This is a genomic window from Hoeflea sp. AS60 (assembly GCF_038900115.1).
In the GTDB taxonomy this organism is placed as follows: Bacteria; Pseudomonadota; Alphaproteobacteria; order Rhizobiales; family Rhizobiaceae; genus Hoeflea.
In genome coordinates, this window is sequence record NZ_JBBMQP010000002.1 from 665,689 (window position 1) to 678,563 (window position 12,875).

Annotated in this window: 12 protein-coding genes; 8 read left to right on the forward strand and 4 right to left on the reverse strand. The window is 58.7% G+C overall.

Annotation, left to right across the window (positions count from 1 at the left end):
* Window positions 1–178: 178 nt before the first annotated feature.
* Window positions 179–2,185, forward strand: a complete 2,007-nt coding sequence (gene thrS, locus WNZ14_RS13505; RefSeq protein ID WP_342869166.1) for a threonine--tRNA ligase — start codon at window positions 179–181, stop codon at window positions 2,183–2,185.
* A gap of 103 nt (window positions 2,186–2,288) precedes the next feature.
* Window positions 2,289–3,134 (forward strand): lysophospholipid acyltransferase family protein, encoded by an 846-nt coding sequence (locus WNZ14_RS13510; RefSeq protein ID WP_342869167.1) that lies wholly within the window; start codon window positions 2,289–2,291, stop codon window positions 3,132–3,134.
* Here WNZ14_RS13510 and WNZ14_RS13515 read toward each other — a convergent pair.
* Window positions 3,131–4,060, reverse strand: a complete 930-nt coding sequence (locus WNZ14_RS13515) for a hypothetical protein (RefSeq protein ID WP_342869168.1) — start codon at window positions 4,058–4,060, stop codon at window positions 3,131–3,133. The two genes, WNZ14_RS13510 and WNZ14_RS13515, sit on opposite strands and share 4 nt — an antisense overlap.
* Window positions 4,061–4,150: 90 nt before the next feature.
* Here WNZ14_RS13515 and WNZ14_RS13520 point away from each other — a divergent pair, with 90 nt between their 5' ends.
* Window positions 4,151–4,744 (forward strand): nitroreductase, encoded by a 594-nt coding sequence (locus WNZ14_RS13520; RefSeq protein WP_342869169.1) that lies wholly within the window; start codon window positions 4,151–4,153, stop codon window positions 4,742–4,744.
* A 5-nt stretch (window positions 4,745–4,749) separates the two neighbouring features.
* Window positions 4,750–5,364: a flavin reductase family protein gene (locus WNZ14_RS13525; RefSeq protein ID WP_342869170.1), complete on the forward strand. Its 615-nt coding sequence runs from the start codon at window positions 4,750–4,752 to the stop codon at window positions 5,362–5,364.
* Window positions 5,365–5,371: 7 nt separating this feature from the next.
* Here the strand turns inward: WNZ14_RS13525 and WNZ14_RS13530 are convergent, their stop codons facing one another.
* Window positions 5,372–6,271, reverse strand: coding sequence for a CoA ester lyase (locus tag WNZ14_RS13530; RefSeq protein ID WP_342870231.1), 900 nt, complete (start codon window positions 6,269–6,271; stop codon window positions 5,372–5,374).
* A complete protein-coding gene (locus WNZ14_RS13535; RefSeq protein ID WP_342869171.1) occupies window positions 6,271–6,726 on the reverse strand; it encodes a MaoC family dehydratase in 456 nt (151 codons plus the stop codon). Before WNZ14_RS13535 ends, WNZ14_RS13530 begins: the two co-directional genes overlap by 1 nt.
* Window positions 6,727–7,167: 441 nt before the next feature.
* Between WNZ14_RS13535 and WNZ14_RS13540 the strand changes: the two genes are divergently transcribed.
* Window positions 7,168–8,208, forward strand: a complete 1,041-nt coding sequence (locus WNZ14_RS13540) for a DUF2336 domain-containing protein (RefSeq protein ID WP_342869172.1) — start codon at window positions 7,168–7,170, stop codon at window positions 8,206–8,208.
* 12 nt (window positions 8,209–8,220) lie between these two features.
* On the opposite strand, the gene parE is transcribed toward WNZ14_RS13540, so the two are convergent.
* Window positions 8,221–10,299 (reverse strand): DNA topoisomerase IV subunit B, encoded by a 2,079-nt coding sequence (parE, locus tag WNZ14_RS13545; RefSeq protein WP_342869173.1) that lies wholly within the window; start codon window positions 10,297–10,299, stop codon window positions 8,221–8,223.
* A gap of 115 nt (window positions 10,300–10,414) precedes the next feature.
* Between parE and WNZ14_RS13550 the strand changes: the two genes are divergently transcribed.
* The 3 genes from WNZ14_RS13550 (at window position 10,415) to WNZ14_RS13560 (ending at window position 12,861) form a co-directional block, all read left to right on the forward strand.
* On the forward strand, window positions 10,415–11,269 hold the full coding sequence (locus tag WNZ14_RS13550; protein ID WP_342869174.1) for an alpha/beta hydrolase: 855 nt from the start codon (window positions 10,415–10,417) through the stop codon (window positions 11,267–11,269).
* Between the two features lie 135 nt (window positions 11,270–11,404).
* Window positions 11,405–11,851, forward strand: coding sequence for a transporter (locus WNZ14_RS13555; RefSeq protein ID WP_342869175.1), 447 nt, complete (start codon window positions 11,405–11,407; stop codon window positions 11,849–11,851).
* A complete protein-coding gene (locus WNZ14_RS13560) occupies window positions 11,848–12,861 on the forward strand; it encodes an NAD(P)-dependent oxidoreductase (RefSeq protein WP_342869176.1) in 1,014 nt (337 codons plus the stop codon). Before WNZ14_RS13555 ends, WNZ14_RS13560 begins: the two co-directional genes overlap by 4 nt.
* Window positions 12,862–12,875: the final 14 nt, after the last annotated feature.

Here is a 12,875-nt window from a genome sequence, read left to right on the forward strand (position 1 = left end):
CAGATCCTTTAATCGAGCGCATCTTGTTTGCGATCCGTCGATTCCATCTGATCGCAGAGCGAGCCAGCTTGTCTCCGGCCTTGCCCGCTTTATCCAAATCGCGTAAACGCGACCGCGCAGACATACCCCACTCAACCACCCGCGTTCGTTGGCGGGACTGGATCCAGGAGAGACTATCATGGCGTCAGCCGTATCCCTTACATTTCCCGATGGCTCAAAGCGCGAATACCCCGCCGGTACGACCGGCCGTGAGGTCGCGGAGTCTATTTCCAAATCACTGGCCAAGAAGGCTGTTGCGATCGCGCTCGATGGTGAACTTACTGATCTGAGCGACCCGGTTCGCGATGGCGCGCTGGAGATTGTCACGCGCACCGATCCGCGTGCGCTGGAGCTGATCCGGCATGATACCGCACATGTGATGGCGGAAGCGGTTCAAGAGCTGTTCCCCGGCACGCAGGTGACCATCGGCCCGGTGATCGAGAACGGCTTCTATTACGATTTTGCCCGCAACGCGCCGTTCACGCCGGAAGACCTTCCGGTGATCGAGAAGAAGATGAAAGAGATCATCGCGCGCAACAAGCCTTTCACCAAGGAAGTCTGGTCGCGCGATGAAGCCCGGCGCGTGTTTGAGGACAAGGGCGAGGCCTACAAGGTCGAGCTGATTGAATCGATCAAGTCGGGCGAGGATCTAAAGATCTATCGCCAGGGCGACTGGTTCGACATGTGCCGCGGTCCTCACATGGCCTCGACCGGACAGATCGGCACCGCCTTCAAGCTGATGAAGGTCGCCGGCGCCTACTGGCGCGGCGATTCCAACAACATGATGCTGACGCGCATCTACGGCACTGCCTGGGCCGAGCAGGCCGAACTTGATGCCTATCTGCATATGCTTGAAGAAGCCGAAAAGCGCGACCATCGCCGCCTGGGCCGCGAGATGGACCTGTTCCATTTCCAGGAAGAAGGTCCGGGCGTCGTCTTTTGGCATTCCAAGGGCTGGCGCATGTTCCAGAACCTCGTCGCCTATATGCGGCGGCGGCTTGAAAACGACTATGAAGAGGTCAACGCTCCGCAGATCCTCGACAAGAGCCTGTGGGAGACGTCGGGTCACTGGGGCTGGTACCAGGAGAACATGTTTGCGGTGAAATCCGCCCATGCCTTCACCCATCCCGAGGACGAGAACGCCGACAACCGGATTTTTGCGCTTAAGCCAATGAATTGCCCCGGCCACGTGCAGATCTTCAAGCACGGGCTCAAATCCTATCGCGATCTGCCGGTGCGACTGGCCGAGTTTGGCAATGTCCACCGCTATGAGCCGTCGGGCGCGCTGCACGGTCTGATGCGGGTACGCGCCTTTACGCAGGATGACGCACATATCTTCTGCACCGAGGAGCAGCTTGAGGCAGAGTGTCTGAAGATCAACGACCTGATGATGTCGGTCTACCGCGACTTCGGCTTTGAGGAAGTGGTGGTCAAGCTTGCCACGCGGCCTGAAAAGCGCGTCGGCACGGATGCCATGTGGGATCATGCCGAGGACATCCTGCGCAAGGTGCTCGACAAGATGGCAGCTGAATCGGGCGGGCGCATCAAGGTGGGTATCAATGAAGGCGAGGGGACGTTCTACGGACCCAAGTTCGAATACACATTGCGTGATGCGATCGGTCGCGACTGGCAGTGCGGAACCACCCAGGTGGACTTCAACCTGCCTGAGCGCTTCGGCGCTTTCTACATTGGTTCTGATTCGGAAAAGAAGCAGCCGGTGATGGTGCACCGCGCGATCTGTGGTTCGCTTGAGCGGTTCCTCGGCATTCTGATCGAAAGCCATGCGGGCCATATGCCGCTGTGGTTTGCGCCGCTGCAGGTTGTTGTGGCGACGATCACGTCCGAAGCCGATGACTACGGTGCATCCGTGGCCCAGAAGCTGCGCGATGCCGGGCTTCAGGTTGATACCGACTTCCGCAACGAGAAGATCAACTACAAGGTCCGCGAGCATTCGCTGGCCAAGGTGCCGGTGATCCTCGTCTGCGGCATGCGCGAAGCCGAGGAACAGACGGTCAATATCCGCAGGCTCGGAAGCCGTGACCAGGTGCCGATGACGCTTGCCGATGCGATTGATCTGTTGGTCACGGAAGCAACACCGCCTGACGTTCTGCGCAAGGACGCCGAGAAGGCTGCGCGGTCGGCCTGACAGTCTTCCTGCGCGGCGTGCTGATGCCCGCCGCGCCGGTTGTCACATGGTTTTCATGCTGGCGTGGCATGCGGAGGGACGTTGTCTTTTTCCGAGATCCACCATGCGCCTCGACCAGCTCAGCTACGCCAATGAAAACCAGCCGCGCTTCAAGCGCTGGATCATCCGCTCCATCGAAGGCCTTTCGGGTCGGGACCGCTATCTGCGGCTCTATCAGATCTGGAGCCGCGACGTGGTTCCGCAGGGTCAGCAGATCTTCTCGAAGATGCTCGATCTGATCGATATCCGTCTCGATCTCAGGTCGGAGTGGCCGCCGCGCAATCTTCCCGACAGCCCTCTGGTCATCGTTGCCAATCACCCTTTCGGCATCGGTGACGGCATTGCCGTGCTGGTGATGGCCGAGGCTCTGGGTCGTCCGTTCCGGGTTCTGATCAACAATGATCTGATGAAGATCCCCGAAATTGCGCCTTACGCCTTGCCGATATCGTTTGACGAGACCCGCGAGGCGCTGGCCATGAACATGGCGACACGGCACGAGGCGGTGCGGCTGCTCAAGTCGGGCGTCACTGTCGTGGTCTTCCCCGCTGGCGGCGTTGCCACGGCGCCAAAGGGATTTGGCCGCGCGGTGGATCTGCCGTGGAAAATGTTCCCTGCCAGACTGGTCCAGGCAGCCGGCGCTTCAGTCATCCCGGTCTATTTCGGCGGCCAGAACGGCCGGTTGTTCCATCTGGCGAGCCGTGTTTCGATGACGCTGCGGATCTCGCTTCTGATCCGCGAATTCCGCAGGCTCTCGGGCACGACAATTGTCGCTCAGGCGGGCACGGTGCTTGCGGCTGATGAACTTGCCCGTGTCACGGACCGCAAACAGCTGCTGGAGCTGCTCTATCATGCGGTCTTTGATCTGGGGCTTCCGCGGCGCGAGCCCGAATTGCAGCTGGCAATCGCCTAGTTGAGCAGAACTTCGACATCTTCATTACGGCCGGCGACAACGGTGAAATCGCGCTGGTAGACCTTGGTCTTGTTGCGCGCGATTGCGGTGTATTCGCCTTCGGCAAGCACGATCGTGGGGAAGGCGCCAACGCTTTCTGACACCACATCGCCGCCTGATGTGAGGATCGACCAGGCTGTGTCAGCAATAGCTTCGCCGCCTGCTTCGGCAACCAGCTTGAGTGTCAACTGGGCGGCGCGGTGCTGAATGACAGCCTCTGTGAGTTTCCCGGCCTCGACCCTGATGTCGGATCTGATGACTGCATTGACCGAGCCATAATCGGAGACGATGTGGTAGGTCCCGGCATTGAGCCTGACAATGGTGTTCGGTTTGACGTCCTCGACCACCAGCTGCTGCTCGCCGTCGATGCCTTCTTCGGCCTTGTAGATGTTGAAGCGCAACTGGGTGACCGGAATGCGGGCATCGATGCCCGAGACTGCGTTGAGCATCAGTCCACCGGCTTCCATGACGATGTGCTGTTTCTCGATCGGCCCATCCTTCGGAACGGTAAGTTTCTTGGTGACACCAGCCCGGCCAAAGGCAACATGCAGGAAATAGTCGCCAGGCTCGAACTCGAATTCTGCCGAACCACCTTCCGAAGTGGCAAGCAGGGGCAATTTCCCATCAGGCCCGGGGGTCGGATGGAAAATGCGCCAGGTCAAACCATACTTGAGTGGCTCGCCGGCCTCTGTGAGCGCTGCTTCCATTCGTACGGTTCGCCGAACCGCCGCGCCATCGGCTGCGGAATCTGCGGGTGCATACTCTGTCAGTCCCGGCAAGGCGATTTTCGGATCGGCGGTGTTGCCGAAGGCGTCTTGAGCGCCGGCGAGGTTCGGCGGCGTCAGAAACGCGAATGCGGAAAGAAGAACAATCGACAGTCTGTTCATAAGGCACGGTCCGGTTGACTTCTGGAATTCGAGAGGCCACTTGGACCTCAAAGCCATGGCAAATTCATGACCGAGTTAGGTCGAACCTGAATGCACGAGGAACACATGCCGGTCAATGCTGCCCTGAAGTCCTATCTCGAAACCCGCCGCTCGATCCCCGCGTTCCAGATGACCGATCCAGGGCCGTCGCGAAGCGAGATCGAGGAGATGCTGAAGCTTGCGAGCCGGGTCCCTGATCACGGCAAGCTCGCACCATGGCGGTTCATTGTCTATTCGGGCGCTGTGCGCGAACGCATGTCGCTGGACCTTGCCGAAATAGCCATGGCCAACAAACCCGACATGGCGGATGACATGATCGCCGTCGAGAAGAACCGGCTGACCCGTGCCCCGGTGGTGATCGCGGTGGTGTCGCGCGCGGCCTCGCATGCCAAGATCCCCGAATGGGAGCAGGTCTTGAGTGCTGGCGCGGTGTGCCTCAACCTGGTGATGGCGGCAAATGCGCTCGGCTATGCCTCCAACTGGTTGACCGAGTGGTTTGCCTTTGACGAGAAGGCCTATCCGGTTCTCGGTGTTTCAGCTGACGAACGGGTGGCAGGGTTCATTCATATCGGTTCACCGAAAATGCATCCGGGCGAGCGGCCAAGGCCGGAGCTGTCCGACATTGTCAGTTTTGCAGGGGAGTGAGCGTGATGTTCTATGAAACAAAGGACAATGCCCACGGCCTGCCGCATGACCCGTTCAAGGCCATCGTCTCGCCACGGCCGATCGGATGGATCGGTACCAGAGGCAATGACGGGTCGGTCAATCTCGCGCCCTATTCCTTTTTCAACGCCATTTCGGATAATCCCAAGATGGTGATGTTCGCTTCGGTGGGGCGCAAGGATACGCTGCGCAATGTCGAGGAAACGCGCGTCTTCACCACAAGCATGGTTGGTCGCGCCTTGACCGACAAGATGAACCTGTCGTCAGCCAATGCCCCTTACGGCGAGAATGAGTTTGGTTTTTCCGGTCTGGAAATGGCGGAAGCAAAGCTGATCAATGCGCCGTTTGTAGCCGAGGCCCATGCGGCACTTGAATGCAAGGTTACGGAGATCTTCCAGCCCAAGGGCCTTGACGGGAACCCGGGCGAATCCTTCGTCGTCATCGGGCAGGTGGTCGGCATCCATATCGACGAGGCAGCGCTGGTAAATGGTCTGCTCGATATGGCGACCGTGGCACCGCTGGCGCGCCTTGGTTACATGGATTACGCTGACGGAGCCGAGACTTTCCAAATGCGGCGCCCTAGATGGCCGCTCGAAAAATGACCGTGATCTAGTCGATCTTTGGCATTTCCTTCGGCTCAAGGCCAGCGCGGCGTGCAATCCGTTGAGCCTGCCGAAGGTGCGGCCGGTCGATCATTTTACCATCCAGCGACAAGACCCCGGCATCAGGTCCTGCAGCGGCAAACAGGGCAAGAATTCGAACGGCCCGTTCCACATCTTCTGCCTGCGGAGTGAAGGTCTTGTTGATCACCGCCACCTGATCGGGGTGTATTGCCATCTTGCCGTTGAAGCCGTCGCGGACAGCGGCGCGGCACTCCGCTTCCAGCCCTTCCAGGTCTTTGAAATCAGTGAACACGGTGTCGATCGCATCCACGCGCGAATGGGCAGCGGCGAGAATGGTCAGGCTGCGTGCCATGCGAAAGACGTCGGTGTAGACACCGTTCGCATCCTTGTTGGAGGAGGCGCCGATGTCCGCTGCCAGATCCTCAGCTCCCCACGCAAGTGCCGAGAGGCGCTCGGACTTGGCTGCGAACGATCCCGCGGAAAGCATCCCTCCCGCAGTCTCGGTCATCAGGGCATGGATCAGGATCTTGCCCTCTTCCAGGCCGGCTTCGACTTCAAGCACGGCGATCCGCGCGCTCAGATCCTGAATCTCTGCACCTGAACCTGCCTTGGGCAGCAGGATTATGTCTGGAGACGCGGAGACCACCGCAGCAAGATCATCATCGCTCAGGCCGGTGTCGAGCGCATTGATCCGAACAATCAGCCACGGTGTTCCGGCACCTCGTTGGGCTTTGGTCAGAAACGACGCCACAATCTGGCGCGCTTCGACCTTGCGTGATTGCGAAACCGAATCCTCAAGGTCAAGGATCAGGGCGTCGGCGCCCGAGTCCGCAGCCTTTGCAAGCTTGCGTTCAGAATCGCCCGGGACGAACAGCAGTGACCGCATCATGACTTTGGACCCTTGCGCATCATCGCCTGGCGGACGCAACGGGCAACCAGCTTGTCGTGCTGATTGAAGGCCTGGTGCTCCATTTCAACAATGCCGCGATCATCCTTGGATTTAGACTCGCGAACGGTCAGCACCTTTGTTTCCACCCGCACGGTGTCGCCATGGAACAGCGGATTGGGAAAGGTCACGTCTGTCATTCCCAAATTGGCGATTGTTGTGCCGACCGTGGTGTCGTTGACCGAGATCCCGATCATCAGCCCGAGGGTGAAAAGCGAATTGACCAAGGGCTGGCCGAATTCGGTGGTCTTGCAGAATTCGTAATCGATATGCAGCGGTTGCGGATTGAGCGTCATATTGGAAAACAACATGTTGTCCATTTCGGTGACCGTGCGTCGCAGAGTGTGGGAAATCACAGCGCCCGGTTCGAATTCCTCAAGATACATCCCGCGCATGCTTTACCCCTTGTACAATTTCTAGCTTATAGATGCCGCGTTCCAAACGGATGCGCAAGTTCCAGATCTTGATGAATTCCCTCGGGTCACAGATTTGCGACCAACCTGTGGAAGAGGGTCCGCGGCCGGCAGGTATTCTTCCCTAATTCAGAAGTCTCATGACGTTGAAGGATCGTGGGAATTTTTCTGATTCGTATCAGGTGGCGATCAAGTCAAGGAGGCGATAGGTACCGGAGACTTGCAGTTTTCAGCCTGTTTGATGCGTTAAGAAGTATGGTGAACCGATCGTAAACCATTTGGTCCTAGTGTCTGAGCACTGGTACCGAGTGGGGTCGCATAGTCATGATTGTAAGTTCCTTTTTGAAGTGGTCGGAAACTGCCAAGGTCGGTGACCGTTGCATTGCGACCCGGGCTTTGACCCAGGCTTACGCACAGGGACGCATGAACCAATCAGAACGGCAGGAAGCCGAAGCCGCACTCGCACTACTGCTTGAAGACCCGTCTCCCAAAGTTCGCCTGGCGCTCGCCGAGGGCTTGGCTCTGGTGGAGCACGCGCCGCGCAGCATTCTGCTGGGTCTGGCTTCCGACCAGATCGAAGTCGCCGGTCGGGTCATCGCACTGTCTCCCGCGCTCGCCGACAATGACCTGATAGAGATTGTCGCCAGCGGTCGCTCGTCGCTGCAGCGGTTTGTTGCTTTCCGCTGCCCGGTTTCTGTGTCTGTCGCTGCGGCGATGGCGGAAGTGGGTGAGGCGGATGCAGTCGCCGATATGCTTGATAATCCGCATGTTTCAATTGCCCGGATTTCGCTGCGCCGGATTTCCGAACGGTTTGGCGATGATGGGGACATTCGCGCGCGTCTGTTTGAGCGCCGGGATCTGCCCTGCGATGTGCGTCAGGCGCTGGTGGAGCGGCTCGGCGCAGCACTCGCCGGTTCGGATTTTGTCCGCTCCGCGATTGGCGGCAGCCGCGGCCGCAAAGTCACGGAAGAAGCCTGCATGAATGCCACGCTGAGATTGGCCGAAACCGTGGTCCAGGATGAAATTCCTGCGCTTGTCGAACACCTTCGCATATCCGGACGCCTGACACCGGCCTTTCTGATCCATGCCCTGTGTGCGGGAAATGTCGATTTCTTCGCCAGCGCGGTGGTGTCCTTGTCCGGCATGAGTGATTCCCGCGTTCGGGGTATCCTGATCGACGGCCGTGAAACCGCAATGCGGGCACTTTACCGGTCAATCGGCCTGGGCAGTGATCTGGCGCCGGTTTTTGTCTCCGCAACGCAGATCTGGCGCGCAGCCTCGCGGCTTAACGCCAGCGTCGATACAGGACGGGTCACAACGCAATTGCTTCAACGCCATGCAAGCGATGCGGAAAGCCAGCCGTCGGTGGCGGATCTGCTGCGGCTGGTTGAAGCCATGCATTTCAGCTGGCATCGCCATGTCTCGCGCGACTATGCCCACAGCCTGGCTGCGGAAGCAGCGTAGGCACCGATCCCGTCAGATATCGAGATTGTCTGCGAAAGCTGCGTGTTCCTGGATAAACCGGAAACGGGCGTCCGCTTTGGTTCCCATCAGATTGTCGACCGTTTCCTGGGTTGATTCCGGATCGGTCGCATCGACAGCGACCTTCAAAAGGGTGCGCTTGGCCGGGTCCATGGTGGTCTCCTTGAGCTGGGAAGCCATCATTTCGCCAAGTCCCTTGAACCGGTTGATCTCAACCTTGCCGCGGCCGGTGAATTCCGTTTCCAGCAGCTCCACCCTGTGTGCGTCGTCGCGGGCATAAAGCGATTTTGCCCCTTGGGTGAGTTTATAGAGCGGCGGGACGGCAAGGTAGAGATGACCCTCGCGGATCAGTTCAGGCATTTCTTGATAGAAGAAGGTGATCAGCAGTGACGCGATATGGGCGCCATCGACGTCAGCATCGGTCATGATGATGATGCGTTCGTAGCGAAGTTCCTCTTCGCGGTACTTGGATCGGGTGCCGCAGCCCAACGCCTGCACGAGATCGGCGATCTGCTGGTTGGCGCCAAGTTTCTCGCGCCCGGCGCTCGCCACATTGAGGATCTTGCCGCGCAACGGCAAGATGGCCTGATTGGCGCGGTTGCGTGCCTGTTTTGCGGAACCGCCAGCGGAATCGCCCTCGACGATGAACAGTTCAGCTCCGGCGGCCGTGGTCTGGCTGCAATCGGACAGTTTTCCCGGAAGCCGCAGTTTCCTCACGGCGGTCTTGCGGTTGACTTCCTTTTCCTTGCGGCGCCGGACCCGTTCGTCAGCGCGGTCGATGACCCATTCGAGCAGCTTGTCGGCTTCACCCGGGGAATCGGCCAGGAAATGGTCAAACGGATCGCGCAAGGCGTTCTCGACAATCCTCTGGGCCTCCACGGTTGCGAGCTTGTCCTTGGTCTGGCCGACAAATTCGGGTTCGCGGATAAAGACGGACAGCATGCCTATGGACGAAATCATCACATCGTCGGTGGTGATGGCGGCCGCACGCTTGTTGCCGGTGAGTTCGGCATAGGCTTTCAGGCCCTTGGTCAGCGCAATGCGGAGGCCAGCTTCATGGGTGCCGCCCTCGGGGGTCGGGATCGTGTTGCAATAGGAATTGATTGACGAATCGCCGCCATACCAGGTGATCGCCCATTCCATCGAACCGTGACCGCCGGACTTCTCGGTCTTGCCGGCAAAGATATCCCGGTTGACCCGGTGTTCCTTGCCTAGTGAGGCTTCGAGGTAGTCCTTGAGGCCGCCCGGGAAGTGAAGCACCGCCTTTTCCGGCGTATCGGTGCCCTCGACCAGCGAAGGCGCACAGACCCAGCGGATCTCGACACCGCCAAACAGATAGGCCTTGGAGCGCGCCATCCGGAACAGCCGGCCCGGATCAAAGCGTGCGCCGGGGCCGAAAATATCCGGATCGGGGTGAAACCGGACCTTTGTGCCACGCCGGTTGTGAACATCGCCGAGTTCTTCGAGGCCGCCTTGGGGAATGCCGCGTGAAAAGCGCTGCCGGTAGAGCTTCTTGTTGCGCGCGATCTCGACAACAAGATCGTCGGACAACGCATTGACCACCGAGACGCCGACGCCGTGCAGGCCGCCCGAGGTTTCATAGACCTTGCTGTCGAACTTGCCGCCCGCATGCAGCACCGTCATGATCACTTCGAGCGTGGATTTGCCCGGAAATTTCGGGTGGTTCTCGACAGGAATGCCGCGGCCATTGTCCATGACCGAGAGATAGCCCTCGGCGTCGAGCTCGACTTCGATGAAGTTGGCGTGTCCTGCAACAGCCTCGTCCATCGAGTTGTCGATGACTTCGGCAAACAAATGGTGCAGGGCGCGTTCGTCTGTGCCGCCAATATACATGCCCGGCCTGCGCCGAACCGGCTCGAGACCTTCAAGCACCTCGATGGTCGAGGCATCATAATCATCACCACTGGCTGGTGCACCCGGCTTGGACGCGGCTGCGCGCGGCGGTTTCGCTGCGGCAGGGGCCGGTTGTTTCGCCGTGGTGTTTTCCGATTTTGGCGCAGATGTTGCCGCAGGTGTGCCAGTTGTGGAAAATAGATCGTTGGAATCGTCCATATCGCCGTGATGCCTGATGTAGATTGGGAAAACGAATCAGCCGGAGTGTGCCAGAATCCGTTCTTTCAATCGACTATGTAGCATTTGGTTTGTTGTTTTGCGCGGCGTTCTTGCCGTGCAAGGCGCGATATTCCTTGTCCTGTTGATAGCGCTCAGCACTGGCGCCCCAGCCCATGCCCTGGAGCTCAAGGGCCACAAGGACCGGCTGTTTGCCTATCCGGGCATACTGTCGACCACGCCGGATGGCTCGTTCATGGTGGTCAATTACGACAAGATGCGTGACATCCACCGCCGCGACGTGGTGCTGGAGCGGCAAGTCCGCTCGAATTATGTGTCTCTTGGTGTCAACAAGCATAGCCGCGCAGCCGTGCACGAGGCCAATGGCAGGTCGGTCGAGACCGGTGTGACCGGTGATTATGCCAGTGCACGGTTTGCGGTCATTTTCGTTCATGGCCGGGGCGGGGATCAGCGCCTCGGGATGAATGACTATACGTTTGGAGGCAATTTCAACCGGGTGAAAAACCTCGCATGGCTCAATGGCGGTGCCTATCTGTCGCCGACTGTGAAGAGTTTTGACGACGACGGGGCGAAAGACATCAGGGAACTGGTTCTGGCGGGCAGGGCACCGGTGGTGCTGGCCTGCGCCTCGATGGGCGCGATCATCTGCTCTAAGCTGGCCAATGATCCGGCGGTGGTGCCGCGGCTGGCCGGCATGGTGTTGCTCGGGGGAGCACCTGATATGGGGATTGCGAAAAGTGTGGCCGTGAAAGCGAAAACCCCCATCGTCTTTGCCCATGGCAGTCTCGATACGGTCTATGACTGGCAAGACCAGAAATCTGTCTTTGATAGCGTCCAGCGCACCGCCAAAGGCTATCCGGCGAAGTTCGTGCTGTTTGACACTGGCTCGCATGGCACGCCGATCCGCATGACCGACTGGAAGCAGACGCTAGAGTTTCTCCTGAGCCGCTAGCTTGCGGCCTGGCTTGACTTTCGAAACGTTTCATTTCGGGAATGCTTGCAATTTTACGAAAAATTGACCGCGCCGGTGAACTGGATGTTGGTGAAATACCGCTAGAACCCGTCTCATGCGAAACCGGAGCGGGACATGAAATATATCGTCTTCATTCTTTTTACCGTGCTGACCAATGCTGCAGCGCAGCTGATGCTCAAGCAAGGCATGATATCGCTGGGACCTCTGTCGTTTACCGCTGATACCATGATTGCCCGCATCTTCCAGATTGTGTTCAACCCCTGGGTTTTCGCCGGACTGGCGACCTTTGCCATCTCGATGGCCTCGCACTTGTATGTGCTCTCCAAGGTTGAACTGTCGTTTGCCTATCCGTTTCTGAGCCTGGCTTATGTGGCGGTGGCGATCTTTGCTTTTGTCCTGTTCAAGGAAGACCTCAACAGCTGGCGGATTGCCGGCATTGCCTTCATCTGCGTGGGAACGGTTCTTATCGCCCAATCCGGCCGTGACGGTCAGGCAACCGAGACGCATGAGACCGCGCAGCTTTCAAACACCACTGTAGCAGCTAGTGAGATTTCGCGATGAAACACATTCTTTTCGGAGGCGACGGCTTTGTTGGTCGCCATCTTGCCCAGAAACTTCTTGCCGACGGCGAAGAAGTGGTGGTCGCTGATATCGTCAATGACAACAAGGCTTTCTATCGCGACGCGACAATCGTCAAGTGCGATGTGACCAAGCCTGACATGGTCGCCGCTGTGCCGATCGCAGCTGACGACATGGTCTACAACCTGTCTGCCAAGATGCTTTCGCCGCTGCAGGTTCGCGCCAAGCGTCATGATTTCTTCTATCCGGTCAATTATGACGGGACAAAGAACATCATCGAGGCGATGGACAAGGCGGGTGCCAGCAAGCTTGTGCATTTCACCACCGACATGATCTATGGCCACACTGTCACCTTTCCGATGACCGAGGACCATCCTGTTTCGCCACTGGGCGAGTACGGGCAGTCCAAACTCGATACCGAGGTGCTGGCAGCTGAATGGCGGACCCGTGGCATGTCGATCTCGCTGTTCCGTCCTCGCCTGATCATCGGTCCTGGTCGTCTGGGCATCCTTGAGAAGCTGTTCAAGCTGGTCGACGCCAATCTGCCTGTTCCGATGATCGGATCGGGCAGGAACCCCTACCAGTTCATTTCTGTCTTCGATTGCGCGGAAGCCGCGCGTCTGGCCTGGAAGGCCGGTGTGCCGAACGAGGCCTACAATCTTGGCTCAATCAATCCACCGCCGGTGCGCAGGCTCCTGGGTGATCTGGTCAAGCACGCAGGGTCCAAATCGTTCCTGATCCCGACGCCAGGCTGGGCGGTCAAGCGGACGCTCGATCTGTTCGACCTGATGAACATGCCGATCATGGATCCGGAACAGTACCTTATCGCAGACGAGAACTGTGTTCTTGATGTCTCCAAGGGTGAGCGCCAGCTTGGTTGGGTGCCTCAGTACCGTGATGAAGACATGCTGATCGCCGCCTACGACGAATATCACGCGGCCAAGGCACGCAACGGATCCTCCGCTGCAGCCCAGGTCGCACCGGCCGAATGAATCGTTCCGAGGGA

Excerpts from the sequence above, each read along its gene's own strand:
- thrS (WP_342869166.1), top strand. The coding sequence starts at position 179 with ATGGCGTCAGCCGTATCCCTTACATTTCCCGATGGCTCAAAGCGCGAA.
- WNZ14_RS13510 (WP_342869167.1), top strand. The coding sequence starts at position 2,289 with ATGCGCCTCGACCAGCTCAGCTACGCCAATGAAAACCAGCCGCGCTTC.
- WNZ14_RS13515 (WP_342869168.1), bottom strand. The coding sequence starts at position 4,060 with ATGAACAGACTGTCGATTGTTCTTCTTTCCGCATTCGCGTTTCTGACG.
- WNZ14_RS13520 (WP_342869169.1), top strand. The coding sequence starts at position 4,151 with ATGCACGAGGAACACATGCCGGTCAATGCTGCCCTGAAGTCCTATCTC.
- WNZ14_RS13525 (WP_342869170.1), top strand. The coding sequence starts at position 4,750 with ATGTTCTATGAAACAAAGGACAATGCCCACGGCCTGCCGCATGACCCG.
- WNZ14_RS13530 (WP_342870231.1), bottom strand. The coding sequence starts at position 6,271 with ATGCGGTCACTGCTGTTCGTCCCGGGCGATTCTGAACGCAAGCTTGCA.
- WNZ14_RS13535 (WP_342869171.1), bottom strand. The coding sequence starts at position 6,726 with ATGCGCGGGATGTATCTTGAGGAATTCGAACCGGGCGCTGTGATTTCC.
- WNZ14_RS13540 (WP_342869172.1), top strand. The coding sequence starts at position 7,168 with ATGAACCAATCAGAACGGCAGGAAGCCGAAGCCGCACTCGCACTACTG.
- parE (WP_342869173.1), bottom strand. The coding sequence starts at position 10,299 with ATGGACGATTCCAACGATCTATTTTCCACAACTGGCACACCTGCGGCA.
- WNZ14_RS13555 (WP_342869175.1), top strand. The coding sequence starts at position 11,405 with ATGAAATATATCGTCTTCATTCTTTTTACCGTGCTGACCAATGCTGCA.
- WNZ14_RS13560 (WP_342869176.1), top strand. The coding sequence starts at position 11,848 with ATGAAACACATTCTTTTCGGAGGCGACGGCTTTGTTGGTCGCCATCTT.